Origin of the sequence: Streptomyces sp. NPDC102270, from assembly GCF_044766405.1 — a bacterium.
GTDB lineage: Bacteria > Actinomycetota > Actinomycetes > Streptomycetales > Streptomycetaceae > Streptomyces.
Genome location: NZ_JBIWLX010000023.1, coordinates 43,877 through 60,120, shown reverse-complemented (window position 1 = coordinate 60,120; position 16,244 = coordinate 43,877). Strand labels below are relative to the sequence as shown.

General features: G+C 70.1%; 15 protein-coding genes and 1 tRNA gene. 8 read left to right on the top strand and 8 right to left on the bottom strand.

Annotation, left to right across the window (positions count from 1 at the left end; translation table 11 throughout):
• Positions 1-709 precede the first annotated feature (709 nt).
• Complete coding sequence (gene nth / locus ACIRP7_RS38195; RefSeq protein ID WP_403669283.1) at positions 710-1,699, bottom strand: endonuclease III; 990 nt, start codon at positions 1,697-1,699, stop codon at positions 710-712.
• A gap of 336 nt (positions 1,700-2,035) precedes the next feature.
• Here nth and ACIRP7_RS38190 point away from each other — a divergent pair, with 336 nt between their 5' ends.
• Together ACIRP7_RS38190 and ACIRP7_RS38185 are read left to right on the top strand one after the other, a co-directional pair.
• The gene (locus tag ACIRP7_RS38190) at positions 2,036-2,710 is read left to right on the top strand and encodes a Crp/Fnr family transcriptional regulator (RefSeq protein ID WP_007383667.1); all 675 of its coding nucleotides are present in this window, start codon (positions 2,036-2,038) and stop codon (positions 2,708-2,710) included.
• A gap of 223 nt (positions 2,711-2,933) precedes the next feature.
• A complete protein-coding gene (locus ACIRP7_RS38185) occupies positions 2,934-3,758 on the top strand; it encodes a nucleotidyltransferase domain-containing protein (protein WP_403669280.1) in 825 nt (274 codons plus the stop codon).
• Here ACIRP7_RS38185 and ACIRP7_RS38180 read toward each other — a convergent pair.
• The 4 genes from ACIRP7_RS38180 to ACIRP7_RS38165 all read right to left on the bottom strand — a co-directional run bounded on the left by ACIRP7_RS38180 (position 3,751) and on the right by ACIRP7_RS38165 (position 6,703).
• Positions 3,751-4,581, bottom strand: a complete 831-nt coding sequence (locus ACIRP7_RS38180; RefSeq protein ID WP_403669277.1) for an MBL fold metallo-hydrolase — start codon at positions 4,579-4,581, stop codon at positions 3,751-3,753. The genes ACIRP7_RS38185 and ACIRP7_RS38180 overlap by 8 nt on opposite strands.
• Complete coding sequence (locus ACIRP7_RS38175; RefSeq protein ID WP_403669274.1) at positions 4,578-5,447, bottom strand: NUDIX hydrolase; 870 nt, start codon at positions 5,445-5,447, stop codon at positions 4,578-4,580. Before ACIRP7_RS38175 ends, ACIRP7_RS38180 begins: the two co-directional genes overlap by 4 nt.
• Before the next feature lie 606 nt (positions 5,448-6,053).
• Positions 6,054-6,542 (bottom strand): RidA family protein, encoded by a 489-nt coding sequence (locus ACIRP7_RS38170; protein ID WP_403669271.1) that lies wholly within the window; start codon positions 6,540-6,542, stop codon positions 6,054-6,056.
• Positions 6,539-6,703 carry a DUF4177 domain-containing protein gene (locus ACIRP7_RS38165; RefSeq protein WP_086724107.1) on the bottom strand — a complete coding sequence of 55 codons (165 nt, stop codon included), beginning with the start codon at positions 6,701-6,703 and terminating at the stop codon, positions 6,539-6,541. Before ACIRP7_RS38165 ends, ACIRP7_RS38170 begins: the two co-directional genes overlap by 4 nt.
• A gap of 118 nt (positions 6,704-6,821) precedes the next feature.
• Here ACIRP7_RS38165 and ACIRP7_RS38160 point away from each other — a divergent pair, with 118 nt between their 5' ends.
• Together ACIRP7_RS38160 and ACIRP7_RS38155 are read left to right on the top strand one after the other, a co-directional pair.
• Positions 6,822-7,799 carry an ArsA-related P-loop ATPase gene (locus tag ACIRP7_RS38160; RefSeq protein WP_352387787.1) on the top strand — a complete coding sequence of 326 codons (978 nt, stop codon included), beginning with the start codon at positions 6,822-6,824 and terminating at the stop codon, positions 7,797-7,799.
• The gene (locus ACIRP7_RS38155) at positions 7,796-9,217 is read left to right on the top strand and encodes an ArsA family ATPase (protein WP_403669267.1); all 1,422 of its coding nucleotides are present in this window, start codon (positions 7,796-7,798) and stop codon (positions 9,215-9,217) included. The genes ACIRP7_RS38160 and ACIRP7_RS38155 overlap by 4 nt, the downstream gene beginning before the upstream one ends.
• Before the next feature lie 62 nt (positions 9,218-9,279).
• Here the strand turns inward: ACIRP7_RS38155 and wblA are convergent, their stop codons facing one another.
• Positions 9,280-9,618, bottom strand: a complete 339-nt coding sequence (gene wblA / locus ACIRP7_RS38150; RefSeq protein ID WP_031043210.1) for a transcriptional regulator WblA — start codon at positions 9,616-9,618, stop codon at positions 9,280-9,282.
• Positions 9,619-10,137: 519 nt separating this feature from the next.
• Here wblA and ACIRP7_RS38145 point away from each other — a divergent pair.
• Positions 10,138-12,414, top strand: a complete 2,277-nt coding sequence (locus ACIRP7_RS38145; RefSeq protein WP_403669264.1) for a transglycosylase domain-containing protein — start codon at positions 10,138-10,140, stop codon at positions 12,412-12,414.
• 88 nt (positions 12,415-12,502) lie between these two features.
• Here ACIRP7_RS38145 and ACIRP7_RS38140 read toward each other — a convergent pair whose 3' ends face one another.
• The gene (locus tag ACIRP7_RS38140; RefSeq protein WP_403669261.1) at positions 12,503-12,967 is read right to left on the bottom strand and encodes a GatB/YqeY domain-containing protein; all 465 of its coding nucleotides are present in this window, start codon (positions 12,965-12,967) and stop codon (positions 12,503-12,505) included.
• A gap of 272 nt (positions 12,968-13,239) precedes the next feature.
• Between ACIRP7_RS38140 and ACIRP7_RS38135 the strand changes: the two genes are divergently transcribed.
• From ACIRP7_RS38135 to ACIRP7_RS38125, 3 genes are all read left to right on the top strand, one after another.
• Positions 13,240-14,166 carry a metallophosphoesterase gene (locus ACIRP7_RS38135; protein WP_403669258.1) on the top strand — a complete coding sequence of 309 codons (927 nt, stop codon included), beginning with the start codon at positions 13,240-13,242 and terminating at the stop codon, positions 14,164-14,166.
• Positions 14,167-14,255: 89 nt separating this feature from the next.
• Positions 14,256-15,041 carry a Pr6Pr family membrane protein gene (locus ACIRP7_RS38130; protein ID WP_403669255.1) on the top strand — a complete coding sequence of 262 codons (786 nt, stop codon included), beginning with the start codon at positions 14,256-14,258 and terminating at the stop codon, positions 15,039-15,041.
• A 34-nt stretch (positions 15,042-15,075) separates the two neighbouring features.
• Positions 15,076-15,149 (top strand) — tRNA-Pro (locus ACIRP7_RS38125).
• Between the two features lie 468 nt (positions 15,150-15,617).
• Here ACIRP7_RS38125 and ACIRP7_RS38120 read toward each other — a convergent pair.
• On the bottom strand, positions 15,618-15,860 hold the full coding sequence (locus ACIRP7_RS38120) for a hypothetical protein (RefSeq protein ID WP_403669253.1): 243 nt from the start codon (positions 15,858-15,860) through the stop codon (positions 15,618-15,620).
• Between the last annotated feature and the right edge of the window lie 384 nt (positions 15,861-16,244).

The window sequence follows — 16,244 nt, the reverse complement described above, 5'->3', positions numbered from 1 at the left end:
GCTCCGGTTCGGCCTGGAGCTGCGGTTCGGCCTGGGGCTCCGGTCTGGCCCGGTACCCCGGTTCGGCTTCGGACTCCGGTTCGGCCTGGAACTCCGGTCCGGCTTCGCGCTCCGGTTCGGCCTGGAATTCCGGTCTGGTCCGGCACTCCGGCCCGGTCCGGTTGTTCCGACCGGGCCGGAGCTACTGCACGGCCCGGCACGCCCGCCCGACGGGACACCTCAGCCCAGCCCAGCACCCTTGTCCGCTCCGGCACTACCGCTCGGCCCGACGCTCCTACTGCCCCGACAGGCGCCCCCACCCGCCCCGGCGCTGCCGCCCGGATCGGGGCCACTTCCCCGGCAGGTACTCCCACCCGACCGGACACCTCAGCCCAGTCCAGCGGCCCTGCCCAACCCAGCACTACCGCCCGGCCCGGCGCTACTTCCCAGGCAGGTGCCCCGGACCAATCCAGCTCTGCCACCCGGCCGGGCGCTCCCGCCCAACCCGAGGCTTCGGCCCAGCGCGGCACTCCCGCCGCACTACAGCAGCACCCACCCGTACGGCGCCACCCCGTAGGACCGGCCTCCACGCCCCGCCGGCCAGCCCTACCGACCCGTACCCGTACCCGTGCTCCGCGCGGCTCGGACGGACGTAGCGCGCGGGCGTTCCCGGTGAGCCGGTGCGGCCCGTCGACCCGTACCGGTGCTCCCGGGCATGCCGTCCGCATCCTCACCCGGTGGCCCCCAGCGGCGGTGCGGCCTTTCCGCCCGCGTCCAGGTAGGCCTGCGGGGGATTCAGCCGCTGCCCCGGGAAGCCGCCCTTCTCGTACTTCAGGAGCTTCTGCGCCTTCTCCGGGTCCGTCTCGCCCTCGCCGTAGGCCGGGCAGAGCGGGGCGATGGGGCAGACGCCACACGCGGGCTTGCGGGCGTGGCAGATGCGGCGGCCGTGCCAGATGACGTGATGCGACAGGTCCGTCCAGTCGCTCTTCGGGAACAGCGCGGACACGGCGGCCTCGATCTTGTCGGGGTCGGTCTCGTCGGTCCACTGCCAGCGCCTGACCAGCCGCATGAAGTGCGTGTCGACGGTGATGCCGGGCCGTCCGAAAGCGTTGCCGAGGACGACGAAGGCGGTCTTGCGACCCACACCGGGCAGCGTGACGAGATCCTCGAGCCGCCCCGGAACCTCGCCACCGAAGTTCTCCACCAGGGCCTTGGACAGCCCTATCACCGACTTGGTCTTGGCCCGGAAGAACCCGGTCGGCCGCAGGATCTCCTCGACCTCCTCGGGGTTGGCCGCGGCCAGGTCCTCGGGGGTCGGGTACTTGGCGAACAGCGCGGGGGTCGTCTGATTGACCCTCAGGTCGGTGGTCTGCGCGGACAGGACCGTCGCCACGATCAGCTGGAAGGGGTTCTCGAAGTCCAACTCGGGGTGCGCGTACGGGAACACCTCCGCGAGCTCGCGGTTGATGCGCCGGGCGCGGCGCACGAGGGCGGTGTGCGACTCGTTCCTCGGAGGCTTCGTGGCAACCGTCTTGGCGGCAACCGCCTTCGTGCCGACCGACTTCGTGCCGACCGACTTCGTGGCCGAGGCCTTCTTCACCGTGGCCGCCGCCTTCTTGGGAGCGACGGCCGCCTTCTTCACGGCGGCGGCCTTCCGCACGGGAGCCGCCTTCTTCAACGCCGTGTTCGCGCTTTCCTTCGCCGAAGCCCTCTTCTCCACCGGAGCCTTCCCTGCCGCTTTTGCCGTTTTCTTTCCACCCCCGGCGCCCTGTTCGCCCACAGCGGAATCTCGACGGGCAACCACCCGTCCAGCCCCCTCGGCCTGTGCTCTCACCGGCGTTTTGGACACCCGGCCAGCCTAGAGCCCGGCACTGACATACGCGCCGGACCTCGAAGACCGGCCCCCAATTGGACCCCTGCCGCTTACCCCGGGACATGTGTGCGGCATCCTTGTGACAGATCACACTGTTTGGACCGTCCGGCAAAATGGGCACCGGGTTCCCCTGGTACCAAGGGGGAACAAGATCCCCTGAGCAGGTCGACAAGGAGAGAACTCGTGGACGACGTTCTGCGGCGCAACCCGCTCTTCGCGGCACTCGACGACGAGCAGTCCGCGGAACTGCGCGCCTCCATGAGTGAGGTGACGCTCGCGCGTGGTGACTCCCTGTTCCACGAGGGCGACCCGGGCGACCGGCTCTACGCGGTCACCGAGGGCAAGGTGAAGCTCCACCGCACCTCGCCCGACGGCCGCGAGAACATGCTGGCCGTTCTCGGCCCCGGCGAACTCATCGGCGAGCTGTCGCTCTTCGACCCGGGCCCGCGCACGGCGACCGCCACCGCGCTGACCGAGGTCAAGCTGCTCGGCCTCGGCCACGGTGACCTCCAGCCCTGGCTGAGCGCGCGGCCCGAGGTGGCCTCCGCGCTCCTGCGCGCCATCGCGCGGCGTCTGCGCAGGACCAACGACCAGATGTCCGACCTGGTCTTCTCGGACGTGCCGGGCCGTGTGGCCCGCGCGCTGCTCGACCTCTCCCGCCGCTTCGGCGTGCAGTCCGAAGAGGGCATCCACGTCGTCCACGACCTCACGCAGGAGGAGCTGGCCCAGCTGGTCGGCGCCTCCCGCGAGACGGTCAACAAGGCCCTCGCGGACTTCGCCCAGCGCGGCTGGCTGCGCCTGGAGGCCCGCGCGGTGATCCTCCTGGACGTCGAGAGGCTCGCCAAGCGCTCGCGCTGAGCACGGATCGTCGTACGACATCGAAGGGCCCTGCCGCACGGCAGGGCCCTTCTCGTTCCCCGACAAGCCGCCGGCCCGCAGGCGACGGACGACAGCGCCGTGGACGAGACCCCACCGACCCTCTCCGACCCCCGGCCGGGCTTCGGCCACGTTCGGCCCCACACGGGCCGCCCAGGGCCGTAAATGAGCTGTCCCCGGGCCCGGCCCCCGGCACAGTGATCGCATGGCCGCCGAAACACTTCCCCCCATCGCCCCCAAGGGACTCGACGCCCAGGGCTACATCGAGCGCGAGGGCTCCCTCGGACGGATCCCGCAGCCCTTCCGCCCGGTCGTCGCCGCCGCGCGTGACCGGGTGCTGGACCTGTTCGGGCCGAGGCTGCACAGCGCGTACCTCTACGGCTCGGTCCCGCGCGGCACCGCGCGCGTGGGCCGCAGCGACCTCGACCTCCTGCTCGCCCTGCGGGACGAGCCGACCGACGCGGACCGGGAGGGCGTACGAGAGCTCGGGGAGGCGCTCGACAAGGAGTTCCCGCAGATCGACGGCGTCGGAACGCTGCTCTACAGCCGGGATCTCCTGCTGAGCGACGTGGAACGCCATGACCTGGGCTGGTTCGTGGCCTGTCTGTGCACCCCGCTGCTCGGTGACGACCTGGCGGAGTACCTGCCCCGCTACCGCCCCGACTCCCTCCTGGCCCGCGAGACGAACGGCGACCTCGCCCGCCTGCTCCCCCGCTGGCGCGAACGGATCGAGGCGGCGGACTCGGACGAGACCCGGACCCGTCTCGTCCGCTTCATGTCGCGCCACCTGGTCCGCACCGCGTTCACCCTGGTCATGCCCCGCTGGAACGGCTGGACGAGCGATCTGCGAGAGATGGCGGAGGTCTTCGCCGCGTACTACCCGGACCGCGCCGACCGGCTGAGAACGGCGGCCGCCCTGGGCCACGCCCCGACCGCCGACACGGCCGTACTGCGCGCGTACGTCGACGACCTGGGCCCCTGGCTGGCAGCCGAGTACACGCGCGTGCACGGCACGAAGGCCCCTAGATGAGCCCGTGCTCCTCCAGATACTCCAGCTGGGCCCGCACCGACAGCTCGGCGGCCGGCCAGAGCGACCGGTCGACATCCGCGTACACGTGTTCTACGACGGCATCGGGCGTCCGGTATCCGTCCTCCACGGCCGTCTCGACCTGGGCGAGCCGGTGGGCCCGGTGGGCGAGATAGAACTCCACGGCACCCTGGGCGTCCTCCAGGACGGGCCCATGGCCCGGCAGGACGGTGTGGACGCCGTCGTCGACCGTCAGGGACCTCAGCCGCCGCAGGGAGTCGAGATAGTCGCCCAGGCGGCCGTCGGGATGGGCCACGACGGTCGTACCGCGCCCGAGGATGGTGTCACCGGTCACGACGGCCTGATCGGCCGGGAGATGGAAGCACAGCGAGTCCGCGGTGTGCCCGGGAGTGGGCACGACCACGAGCTCCAGCCCGCCGACACGCAGCACCTCCCCCGCGCCGAGCCCTTCCTCCCCCAGCCGCAGCGCGGGGTCGAGGGCCCGCACCTTGGTGCCGGTCAGCGCGGCGAAACGGACGGCGCCTTCGGCGTGGTCGGGGTGGCCGTGGGTGAGCAGTGTGAGCGCGACTCGCTTGCCGGCGGCCTCGGCGGTGTCGACGACGGCACGCAGATGCCCCTCGTCGAGCGGCCCGGGGTCGACCACGACCGCCAGCTCGGAGTCCGGCTCCGAGAGGATCCAGGTGTTGGTCCCGTCCAGGGTCATCGCGGAGGCGTTGGGCGCGAGGACGTTGACGGCCCGTGGGGTGGCGGGGCCCGAGAGGACCCCGCCCCGTGGCTGGCCGGGGAGGGCTGCGGCGTCGGTCATGCGGAGGCTCCACCGGTCGGGATGTGTTTGGTGAACTCGTCGTGCCCCGGCCAGGAGAGCACGATCTCGCCGTCCACCAGCCGGGCCTGCGCGAGCACAGGGGTCAGATCACGGCCGGGCGCGGCGGCCAGCGCGGCGGCGGCGCTGCCGTACGCGGTGAGCTGCCGCAGGGTGGCGATGGTGGGCGGCATCATCAGCAGCTCGCCCTTGTCGTAGCCGTCCGCGGCGTCCTGGGGCCGGATCCACACCGTACGGTCGGCCTCGGTGGAGGCGTTGCGGGTGCGCTGGCCGTGTGGGAGGGCCGCCACGAAGAACCACGTGTCATAGCGACGGGGTTCGAACTCGGGCGTGATCCAGCGCGTCCAGGCCCCGAGCAGATCCGACCGCAGCACGAGCCCCCGACGCTCCAGGAACTCCGCGAAGGACAGATCCCGCGCCACGAGAGCGGCCCGGTCCGCCTCCCACTCCGCGCCCGTGGTGTCACCGACCACCGACTCGGCCGTCGGCCCGGCGAGCAGGACGCCCGCCTCCTCGTACGTCTCCCGCACGGCCGCGCAGACGATCGCCTGAGCCGCCGTCTCATCCACCCCGAGCCGAGCCGCCCACCACGCGCGCGTGGGGCCCGCCCAGTGGATCTGGTGCTCGTCGTCACGGGGGTCGACGCCACCGCCGGGGTAGGCGTAGGCGCCACCCGCGAAAGCCATCGAGGCCCGTCTGCGCAACATGTGCACGCCGGTTCCGGCCGCCGTGTCCTTCAGCAGCATCACGGTGGCGGCCCGCCTGGGCACGGCCGGCCGAAGCGACCCGTCCGCGAGCGCGCGGATACGGTCCGGCCATTCCGCTGGGTACCACTGCCCGTTTGCCATGGCCGGAGGCTAACTCCTGACGGCCGGATGTTCGAGAGCCACCCCGAACAGCGACGGGGCGCTCAGGGGGTGCCGGGTCAGGTTGTGGGGCGGGTGCGGGCCGGGGGGGCTGGTCGCGCAGTTCCCCGCGGTGCCGCTGCGCTGGGCTTGGACGGGGCGCCTGAGAGGGGGCGCCGGGTGAGGTTGCCGGGCGGCTGCGGGCCCGTGGGGGCTGGTCGCGCAGTTCCCCGCGGTGCCGCTGCGCTGAGCTTGGACGGGCGCCAATCGGGGTGCCGGGTCAGGTTGCCGGGCGGCTGCGGGCCCGGGGGGGCTGGTCGCGCAGTTCCCCGCGGTGCCGCTGCGCTGGGCTTGGACGGGGCGCCAATCGGGGGTGCCGGGTCAGGTTGTCGGGCGGGTGCGGGCCCGCGGGGGCTGGTCGCGCAGTTCCCCGCGCCCCTAGGGGGTTGCCCCACCCCGGCACCGACCCACCCACCGAACCCCAGGCGCTACACCCGCCCCCACCGGACCGGAACAGGCCGCCGCAGGCATTCAGGGGCGCGGGGAACTGCGCACAACGCCCGCCCCCACCGAACCCGCACCCGGCCCCGAACCCGAACCCGCACCAGTTCACCCCCCGGCCAGCTCCACCTGCACCTCGACCTCAACCGGCGCATCCAGCGGCAGCACAGCCACCCCCACCGCACTGCGCGCGTGCACACCCGCCTCGCCGAGCACCTCGCCCAGCAACTCGCTCGCGCCGTTGATCACACCCGGCTGCCCCGTGAAGTCCGCCGCGGACGCCACGAACCCCACGACCTTCACCACACGCGCGATCCGGTCCAGATCACCGGCCACGGACTTCACCGCCGCCAGCGCGTTCAGCGCACACGTACGGGCCAGCGCCTTCGCCTCCTCGGCCGTGACCTCCGCGCCCACCTTCCCGGTGACCGGAAGCTTGCCGTCGACCATGGGCAGCTGACCCGAGGTGTACACGTACACCCCGGACTGCACGGCCGGCTGGTACGCGGCCAGCGGCGGCACCACCGCAGGCAGCGTCAGCCCCAGCTCGGCGAGCCGCGCCTCGACCGCCCCGCCCCCGCCTCCGTCCCCGCTCACGCCGTCTTCTCCCGCTTCAGGTACGCCACCAGCTGCTCGGGGTTGTTCGGCCCGGGCACGACCTGCACGAGCTCCCACCCGTCCTCGCCCCAGGTGTCCAGAATCTGCTTCGTGGCGTGGACGAGCAGCGGCACGGTCGCGTATTCCCACTTCTTGGTCATGCGGCCGACTTTAGCCGCTGCTCACCCCCGGGTTTCAGCCGCTGTTCCCCACAGTCGGCACCCGCGTTATCCACAGCCTCCTGCTTAGGTTCGCCGCCGACTGGTTACGCTCGAATACGTGAGCAGGCTCCAGGTCGTCAGCGGCAAGGGCGGGACCGGCAAGACCACGGTCGCCGCAGCCCTCGCGCTGGCCCTCGCCACCGAGGGGAAGCGGACGCTTCTCGTCGAGGTGGAGGGTCGCCAGGGAATCGCGCAGCTCTTCGAAACGGAGGCGCTGCCCTATGAGGAGCGGAAGATCGCCGTCGCTCCAGGGGGCGGGGAGGTGTACGCACTGGCCATCGACCCCGAACTGGCCCTTCTGGACTACCTCCAGATGTTCTACAAACTCGGCGGAGCGGGACGCGCCCTGAAGAAACTCGGCGCGATCGACTTCGCGACCACCATCGCGCCCGGCCTCAGAGACGTCCTGCTGACGGGCAAGGCGTGCGAGGCGGTCCGCCGTAAGGACAAGTCCGGCCGGTTCGCCTACGACTACGTCGTGATGGACGCGCCCCCCACGGGCCGTATCACCCGCTTCCTGAACGTCAACGACGAGGTCGCGGGACTCGCCAAGATCGGTCCGATACACAATCAGGCGCAGGCCGTGATGCGGGTGCTGAAGTCCAAGGAGACGGCCGTCCACCTGGTGACCCTCCTGGAGGAGATGCCCGTCCAGGAGACCGCGGACGGCATCGCCGAACTACGGGCCGCCCGGCTCCCCGTGGGCCGGATCATCGTGAACATGGTGCGCCCGGAGGTGTTGGACGGGGACGACCTGGAACTCGTACGGACGGTACGGCGTTCGGCCGTGGCGAAGGCGCTGTCCTCGGCCGGACTCGGCGGCGCCCGCCGCGGGGGCAACGCGGAGAAACTGGTCGACCCGCTGATCCAGCAGGCCGAGGAGTACGCCGAGCGGTACGACCTGGAGCACGAACAGCGCTCGGTTCTCGGCGAACTGGGGCTGCCGCTGCACGAACTGCCCTTGCTGACCGAGGGCATGGACCTGGCGGGTCTGTACGAACTGGCCACCGAGCTGCGGAAGCAGGGGATGTCATGAGCCCGGACGCCGACCGGTACGACCGAACGTCCCAGAATCCGCCCCCCGACCGCCGCCACCGCCTCTCCCCCGCGCCCGTGCTCGGCCTCGACCCCCTGATCGACGATCCGAAGACCCGGATCGTGGTGTGCTGCGGCTCGGGCGGCGTCGGCAAGACCACGACCGCGGCGGCCCTCGGTCTGCGCGCCGCCGAGCGGGGCCGCAAGGTCGTCGTCCTCACCATCGATCCGGCCCGCCGGCTCGCCCAGTCGATGGGCATCGACTCGCTGGACAACGTGCCACGCCGGGTGAAGGGCCTCGACGACTCCGCGAGCGGCGAACTGCACGCGATGATGCTCGACATGAAGCGCACCTTCGACGAGATCGTCGAGGCGCACGCGGACGCCGAGCGGGCGGCCACCATTTTGAACAACCCCTTCTACCAGTCGCTCTCGGCGGGCTTCGCGGGCACGCAGGAGTACATGGCGATGGAGAAGCTCGGGCAGCTGCGGGCCCGGGACGAGTGGGACCTGATCGTCGTCGACACACCCCCCTCCCGTTCCGCCCTGGACTTCCTGGACGCGCCGAAGCGGCTCGGCTCCTTCCTCGACGGACGGCTCATCCGGCTGCTCACCGCCCCGGCCAAGCTCGGCGGACGGGCGGGGATGAAGTTCCTCAACGTCGGGATGTCGATGATGACCGGCACCCTCGGCAAACTGCTGGGCGGTCAACTGCTCAAGGACGTCCAGACGTTCGTGGCCGCGATGGACACGACCTTCGGCGGGTTCCGCACGCGCGCGGACGCGACGTACAAGCTGCTCCAGGCGCCCGGAACGGCGTTCCTGGTGGTCGCGGCCCCGGAGCGGGACGCGCTGCGCGAGGCCGCGTACTTCGTGGAGCGGCTGGCCGCGGAGCGCATGCCGCTCGCCGGTCTGGTGCTCAACCGGGTCCACGGCAGCGGCGCCGACCGGCTCTCGGCCGAGCGGGCGCTCGCCGCCGCGGAAAACCTCGAAGCCGCCGAGAGTCCCGAATCGGTGGCACATCCCGAGGCCGTGGAAAATCTTGAAGAGCCCCGCATTGTCGATCAGGAGGACGGGAAAGCTGGACTTCGTAACTCTCCCGACACGTACGGCAGTTCAGAATCTCCCGCTTCCGAGGCACCGGCTCCTGACGCAGGCTCCCCCGCCGACCCGAAGAACCCGAGCCCGGAGCGCACGGAGAGGCTCACCGCAGGCCTGCTGAGGCTGCATGCCGACCGTATGCAGCTGCTCTCCCGCGAGCAGCGCACGCGTGACCGCTTCACCGCGCTCCACCCCGAGGTGGCGGTGGCCGAAGTGGCCGCGCTGCCCGGCGATGTCCACGACCTCGCGGGGCTGCGGGACATCGGAAACCGGCTCGCGGCCGGGCGGCCGGAGCTGCCCGAGGCTGCCGTGGACTGACCCGAGAGGCGCCCCCCTCGGCGCCCCGAGGGATGTCCTCCTCGGCGCCGGGAGTGTCCTCCTCAGCTCACCGCCGCGTAGTTCTCGTAGAGCTCGTCGTCCTCGAGGGGCAGGATGCCGACGCCCCTCTCGTACTCCGTGCGCGCGGTCTCCAGCAGCCTGCGCCACGAAGTGACGGTCGGCCGCCGGCGCAGCAGTGCGCGGCGCTCGCGCTCCGTCATGCCTCCCCACACGCCGAACTCGACGCGGTTGTCCAGCGCATCGGCGAGGCACTCCGTACGCACCGGACATCCGGTGCACACCGCCTTCGCCCGGTTCTGCGCTGCTCCTTGAACGAACAGTTCATCCGGATCGGTAGTGCGGCAGGCCGCCTGCGCACTCCAGTCGACTACCCAGCCCATACCGGCGCCGTCCTCTCCCGAATCGAGGCTCCCCCACGGCGGCAGCGGCATATTCACCGCCGCCAGTTGAGGACGTTACGGAAGGCAGGCACAGCGCAACACCCCCTTCGGGCCCAATCTTGAATGGCCCGAACGGACTATGCGTAAGCGGCAGATCACCCGGGGGAGTGAGCCCGCGACATACATGACTATCCCGGCAAACCAGGACACTTGTCTTGCGTCACAACGGGCACCTGATGACACACGAGGCGGATTCGGACACGTCCCCAGCAAAAAAGTCGGGGAACATCCGGAACGATTCGGGGTCGCCGGACGTATTGATACGTGGCCCTACTGCTGTGACAGTTGAGAGCAGCTTAGGCCAACGCCTGTGCGCGTGTCCGGCGAATGAGAAGGTAGGGCGCTCCTGTCGCCATGCCCGCTCCGGCGCGGTCGTACCCGCTTCCGTCGCGCTTCCGTCGCCATGCCGTGACACGGGCTCCCTCTGAACGCTCATGAGTACGGATTAGGCTGCCCCCTATGTCGAAGAAGCGCTCGGGTGGCGGTCTGTCGCCCACGCAGCAGGCCGCCAAGTTCCTCGGTGTCAGTGTTCTCGCGGGAGCGGTGATGGCCGGCATCGCGCTGCCCGCGGCCGGCGCGCTGGGGCTCGCGGCCAAGGGGTCGGTGGAGAGTTTCGACGAACTCCCGACCAATCTGAAGACCCCGCCGCTGAGCCAGCGCACCGCGATCCTCGACAGCGAGGGCGGCACCATCGCCACGGTGTACTCGCGCGACCGTACGGTGGTCGACCTCAAGAACATCTCGCCGTACATGCAGAAGGCGATCGTCGCGATCGAGGACTCGCGCTTCTACCAGCACGGCGCGGTCGACCTGAAGGGCGTCCTGCGCGCGCTCAACAAGAACGCCCAGAGCGGTGGCGTCGCCCAGGGCGCCTCCACGCTGACGCAGCAGGTCGTGAAGAACGTCGCGGTGGAGGAGGCCGGTGACGACCCGACGAAGGTCGCCGAGGCCACCCAGCAGACCCTCGGCCGCAAGATCCGCGAGCTGAAGTACGCGATCCAGCTCGAAGAGCAACTGAGCAAGAAGGAGATCCTCGAGAACTACCTCAACATCACCTTCTTCGGCCAGCAGGCCTACGGCGTCGAGGCGGCCTCCCAGCGATACTTCTCCAAGCACGCCAAGGACCTCGACCTCGAGCAGTCGGCGCTGCTCGCGGGCATCGTCCAGTCCCCGAGCCGCTACGACCCTGTCAACGACGAGGCCGAGGCGACAAAGCGGCGCAACACCGTGCTCCAGCGCATGGCCGAGGTCGGCGACGTCTCCCAGGCGGAGGCCGACAAGGCCAAGGAGCAGCCGCTGGGCCTCAAGGTCAGCAAGCCGAAGAACGGCTGCATCACTGCGGTCAAGGGCGCCGGCTTCTTCTGCGACTACGTCCGTGAGGTCTTCCTGACCGACCCGGTCTTCGGCAAGACCCAGGAGGCCCGGGCCAAGGTCTGGAACCAGGGCGGCCTGACGATCCGTACCACCATGGACCCGCAGGCCCAGCGGTCGGCGCAGAAGTCCATCAAGGAGCACGTCTACCAGGACGACGACGTGGCCACCGCGGCCACCATCGTCCAGCCAGGCACCGGCAAGATCCTGGCGATGGGCCAGTCGCGGCCGTACGGCATCAACACCAAGAAGAACGAGACGACGCTCAACCTCTCGGTCAACGCGTCCATGGGCGGCGGGGCCGGCTACCAGCCCGGTTCGACGTTCAAGCCGATCGTGGCCGCGGCCGCCATAGAGGGCGGCACGCCGGCGACGCAGATCTATCCCTCGCCGTACAAGATGGACTACCCGGCCCCGGTCCAGGAGTGCAACGGCAAGGTCTGGAACGAGAAGGGCGTCCCGGTCTCCAACGAGAACGAGTCCGAGGCCGGCCCGTACGACATGAAGACCGCGACCGCGAAGTCGGTCAACACCTACTACGTGTCGTTGATCAGCGACATCGGCATCTGCCCGGTGACGGAGATGGCCGCCAAGATGGGCGTCCAGCGCGCCGACGGCCGCAAGATCCAGCAGGCCCCGTCGATCGCCCTGGGCACCCAGGAGATGTCCCCGCTGACCATGGCGAACGCGTACGCGACCTTCGCCGCGCGCGGGATGTACTGCACCCCGGTCGCCATCGAGTCGATCACCCAGCGGGTCGGCGAGAAGTCGAAGTCCCTCCAGGTCCCGAAGGCGACCTGCTCGCGGGCGATGTCGGAGAACACCGCGGACACCATCAACACGCTCCTCAAGGGCGTCGTCGAGGACGGCACGGGCTCCGAGGCGGGCCTCGGCCCCAGCCGTGACAGCGCGGGCAAGACGGGTACGACCGACGAGCGCTACGCGGCCTGGTTCGTGGGCTACACGCCGAACATGGCCGGCGCGGTCTGGGTCGGCGACCCGGCGCACAAGCGCAAGATGCAGAACATCACCATCGGCGGCGTCGGTTACGAAAAGGTGTTCGGTGGCAGGGTCCCCGGCCCGATCTGGCGCGACATGATGAGCGGCGCGCTGGAGGGCAAGGACGCCCCGCAGTTCAAGACCGTCTACATCCCGGACATGCCGAAGAAGGAAGAACCCGGCAAGGGCGACAACGGGAACAACGGTGACAACCGCGGGAACGACAACGGCGGCAACGGGGGCGGTGGGAACGACGGCAACACCACGTTCCCGACGCCGACCTTCTCGATCCCGGGGAACTTCATCCAGGGCACGACCAACGGAAACAGCAACGGGGGCGGCGGCAACGGGGGCGGGCGCGGCTGACGCCCGCAGGCGTACCCACAGATGAGAGCCCGGTCCCGCTGATCATGCGGGACCGGGCTCTCGTACGACTGGCGGGGCGGAGGTGTGCTCAGCCGGCCAGGAGCTTCTTCACCGCGGCGGCGACCCGGCCGCCCTCGGCGAGGCCCGCGACCTTCGGGTTCACGATCTTCATGACGGCGCCCATGGCCCGCGGCCCCTCGGCCCCGGCCGCCTTCGCCTCCTCGACGGCCTGGGCGACGATGTCGTTCAGCTCCTCGTCGCTGAGCTGCTTGGGCAGGTACTCGGCGAGAACCCCGCCCTCCGCCTTCTCCCGCTCGGCGGACTCGGCACGACCACCCTGGGCGAAGGCGTCCGCGGCCTCGCGACGCTTCTTCGCCTCCTTGGCGATCACCTTCAGGACCTCGGCGTCGGACAGCTCGCGCTTCTCCTTGCCCGCGACCTCCTCATTGGTGATCGCGGCGAGCGTCATCCGGAGCGTCGAGGAGCGCAGCTCGTCACGCCCCTTGATCGCGGCGTTGAGGTCTTCCTGCAGCTTCGACTTGAGCGTGGTCATGGGTTTGATTGTCGCAGGTGCGGGGGGAGGGGGCGGTCGGATTTTTGGGCGGGGGTGGGGTGGCCGGACTTGCGGGGTGGGTGTGGGGGGTGCCTCGCGTTGTGGGCTGGTGGGTGGCCGGCCTTGCGGGACTGCGGACGCCGGCATTACGGGCGGTGGGCCCCCGGGGCTACGGCACGGCAGGCGTCCGCATTACGGCACGGTGGGCCCCGGCATTACGGGACGCTGGACGGCCGGTCAAGGATGTCCTCGTGATCTGACACGATGGAGACATGCGCGCGCGATACGGAGTCCCCTTGGGAATCGCGGCGGTTGGCGCCGCCGGCCTCGTCTACTCGGCGGGGTTCGAAGCCCGTTCCTTCCGGCTGCGGCGAGTGACGGTCCCCGTCCTGCCGTCCGGCATGCGCCCACTGCGGGTGCTCCAGATCTCCGACATCCACATGGTCGGCGGCCAGCGCAAGAAGCAGCGATGGCTGCGCTCGCTCGCGGGTCTGCGCCCCGACTTCGTGATCAACACGGGCGACAACCTGTCGGACCCGGAGGGCGTGCCGGAGGTCCTGGACGCGCTGGGCCCGCTGATGGAGTTCCCGGGCGCGTACGTCTTCGGCTCCAACGACTACTACGGCCCCAAGTTCCGTAACCCCGCCCGCTACCTGTACGAAAAGGCCCAGGGCCGCCACGGCCTGAACGGCAACGCGCCCGCCGTAGGCGTCATCCACAACCCGTGGGAGAACCTGCGGGACGGCTTCGACGCGGCAGGCTGGCAGAACCTCACGAACACGCGGGGCATGCTGAAGATCGAGGGCGTGTCGGTGGAGCTGACCGGCCTGGACGACCCGCACATCAAGCGGGACCGTTACGCCGAGGTGGCCGGCGGCCCGTCGGGCGCGGCCGACTTCTCGATGGGCGTGGTGCACGCCCCGTATCTCCGCGTCCTGGACGCCTTCACCGCCGACGCCTATCCGCTGATCCTCGCCGGCCACACCCACGGCGGCCAGCTCTGCCTCCCCTTCTACGGCGCCTTCGTCACCAACTGCGATCTGGACACGGACCGTGTGAAGGGTCTGTCCACGCACGAGGCGGAGGGCCACAGGTCGTACCTGCACGTGTCGGCGGGCTGCGGCACGAACCGCTACACGCCGGTGCGGTTCGCGTGCCCGCCGGAGGTGACGTTGCTGACGCTGGTGGGCCGGGAGTAGTCGTACGGGAAGGTATCCGGGGAGTGTGGCATTAACCCGCACGGCCCGCCCGTATCGCCCCTTTTGTCATGCCTGCCTAGCGTGAGGGCATGACCACGCCTATACCGCGGGACATCCCGGACCTCCCCGCCCTTCCGGGCATGCCCGCATTCCTGCCCTCGCCTGTCCCCGCCACGGCGGTGGTGGCTCCCGTACGCCATCCCGTGGCCGCCGCCTTCCGCGTGCTGGTGGCCCTGGTGGCCGCGGGGGCCGTGACCGTCGAACTGGTCCTGAGCAGCACGGTCCGCACCCTGAGCTATTTCTCGATCCAGAGCACGATCCTGCTGGCGGTGGTGCTCCTGCTGTCGGCCCGCAGGGCGTGGAGCGCCCGCCGCCCCCTGCCGTCCGCGCTGACGGGCGCGGCCCTCCTCTACGTCACGATCACCGGCCTGGTGCACCACCTGCTGCTGGCGAACGCGGCAAGCCCCTTCTCCCTGACAGGCGGGGCGGCGAACCCGACGGGCTGGCACGCGGTGACCGCCCACCTCCTGAACACGGCGATCCCCGCGGCGGCGCTGGCGGACTGGCTCCTGCTGACGCCGGGTCGCCGCCTGCACCTGCGCCAGGCAGCGACATGGCTGCTGTACCCCCTGGGGTACCTGCTGTTCTCCTTCACCCGAGGCGAACTGATCCCTCCGGGCACGGGCGGCCGCTACCTCTACCCCTTCTTGGACGTGGACCTGCACGGCTACAAGAACGTCCTCGGCAACGCCCTCCTCCTCGGCCTCTCCTTCTACGCCCTCGCGATCCTCCTGGTAGCCCTGGACCACGCCCGCCCGAACCCCACCCGCCACCGCGGCAAAACCGGATTTCGTCTCCAGCCACCGGTGGGCTAAAGTAAACGACGTCGCCGCGACGAGCAGCGACGATCGGGGTGTAGCGCAGCTTGGCAGCGCGCTTCGTTCGGGACGAAGAGGTCGTGGGTTCAAATCCCGCCACCCCGACAGCCGAAGTACCAGGTCAGGGTCAGTCTTCCTTCACGGAAGACTGACCCTGACTCGTTTCTGGGGGCCTCCGGGGAGTGAACGGGGAGTGGATCAAGGAAATCCACTCCCGAGTGTCACCCCCTTGCGGGCTCTCAGCAGGACATCGAGCGCCTGCCAGCGCGCTTCCCGGCTCCACTGTGGGGGACGCTCCTGCCTCCGGCTGCCGAAAGCAGTCGGCGGTGGGGTGGAGCTGGCAGATGCTGAGGCAACAGTCACCAGCCAGGACTCTGGCGGTGGACGGGACGCTGGATGGCATGGCTCCGCCGTGCGATCACCACTTGATGAAGCCACATTGCACGACGCTCCAAAAGGAGAGGCACTAGGACCTAGCCGCCCAACTCGCCCCGCTCCTGACGGCAGCCCGGTGAGGCGAGACGGGCGCGGACGTCGCCAGGCGACGCCAGCACCGAGGCGATTTTCGCTGCCTCAGTTTGCGTAGTCATGCCGAATCCGGTCAGTGGGGTTTGGCTCGGTGATGGTGCCGGCGACCTGGTCCAGCGTCGCAATGAGCGGACCGCTGGCGGCGGCCATGATCGCGTCATGCATGAAGTCCTCAGCTCTTTGACCGGCGGCTTCTGCTGCGTGGTGGACCTGATCCTGTTCTGCGGCCGTCAAGGGCACTGCCAGGGCCGAAACACGGGCGACGTACATGCGCGGTACCAGTGCCATGGGTGGGCCCTTAGCCTGGCCGCCGTACAACTCGCAGTGTCTCCTTGGGTACCGCGCGCTCCCTGGTAGGCGTTCTCTCAGTTCCGCCAGTCGTCCATCAGGTAGCCCAACACCTCCGTGCACTCCTCGTCCGCATAGTCGACTGCTTCTTGCGGATCAGCGCTATCGCACACGTCCGGCAGTTGATCCGGGGTCTTCTGTGTCGTGGGCGGGCAGCCGTCTCAGCCACCCGCCAGCCTCGACCGGAACGGCGAGGTCAGGTGGTTTGGCGGATGCTGTCGGCGGCTTGTTGGGCGTCGACGGCTTCGACGGTCCGGCCCACGGCCGACATCTGGTTCGCCAACGCGGACAGGTCGCGCCCAGCTCGCATCACATCCGCACCCG

Coding starts and splice junctions, on each gene's coding strand:
- ACIRP7_RS38120 (WP_403669253.1), bottom strand. CDS start 15,860: ATGGCACTGGTACCGCGCATGTACGTCGCCCGTGTTTCGGCCCTGGCA.
- ACIRP7_RS38155 (WP_403669267.1), top strand. CDS start 7,796: ATGAGCCCGGACGCCGACCGGTACGACCGAACGTCCCAGAATCCGCCC.
- ACIRP7_RS38180 (WP_403669277.1), bottom strand. CDS start 4,581: ATGACCGACGCCGCAGCCCTCCCCGGCCAGCCACGGGGCGGGGTCCTC.
- wblA (WP_031043210.1), bottom strand. CDS start 9,618: ATGGGCTGGGTAGTCGACTGGAGTGCGCAGGCGGCCTGCCGCACTACC.
- ACIRP7_RS38175 (WP_403669274.1), bottom strand. CDS start 5,447: ATGGCAAACGGGCAGTGGTACCCAGCGGAATGGCCGGACCGTATCCGC.
- ACIRP7_RS38145 (WP_403669264.1), top strand. CDS start 10,138: ATGTCGAAGAAGCGCTCGGGTGGCGGTCTGTCGCCCACGCAGCAGGCC.
- ACIRP7_RS38140 (WP_403669261.1), bottom strand. CDS start 12,967: ATGACCACGCTCAAGTCGAAGCTGCAGGAAGACCTCAACGCCGCGATC.
- ACIRP7_RS38165 (WP_086724107.1), bottom strand. CDS start 6,703: ATGACCAAGAAGTGGGAATACGCGACCGTGCCGCTGCTCGTCCACGCC.
- ACIRP7_RS38130 (WP_403669255.1), top strand. CDS start 14,256: ATGACCACGCCTATACCGCGGGACATCCCGGACCTCCCCGCCCTTCCG.
- ACIRP7_RS38185 (WP_403669280.1), top strand. CDS start 2,934: ATGGCCGCCGAAACACTTCCCCCCATCGCCCCCAAGGGACTCGACGCC.
- ACIRP7_RS38135 (WP_403669258.1), top strand. CDS start 13,240: ATGCGCGCGCGATACGGAGTCCCCTTGGGAATCGCGGCGGTTGGCGCC.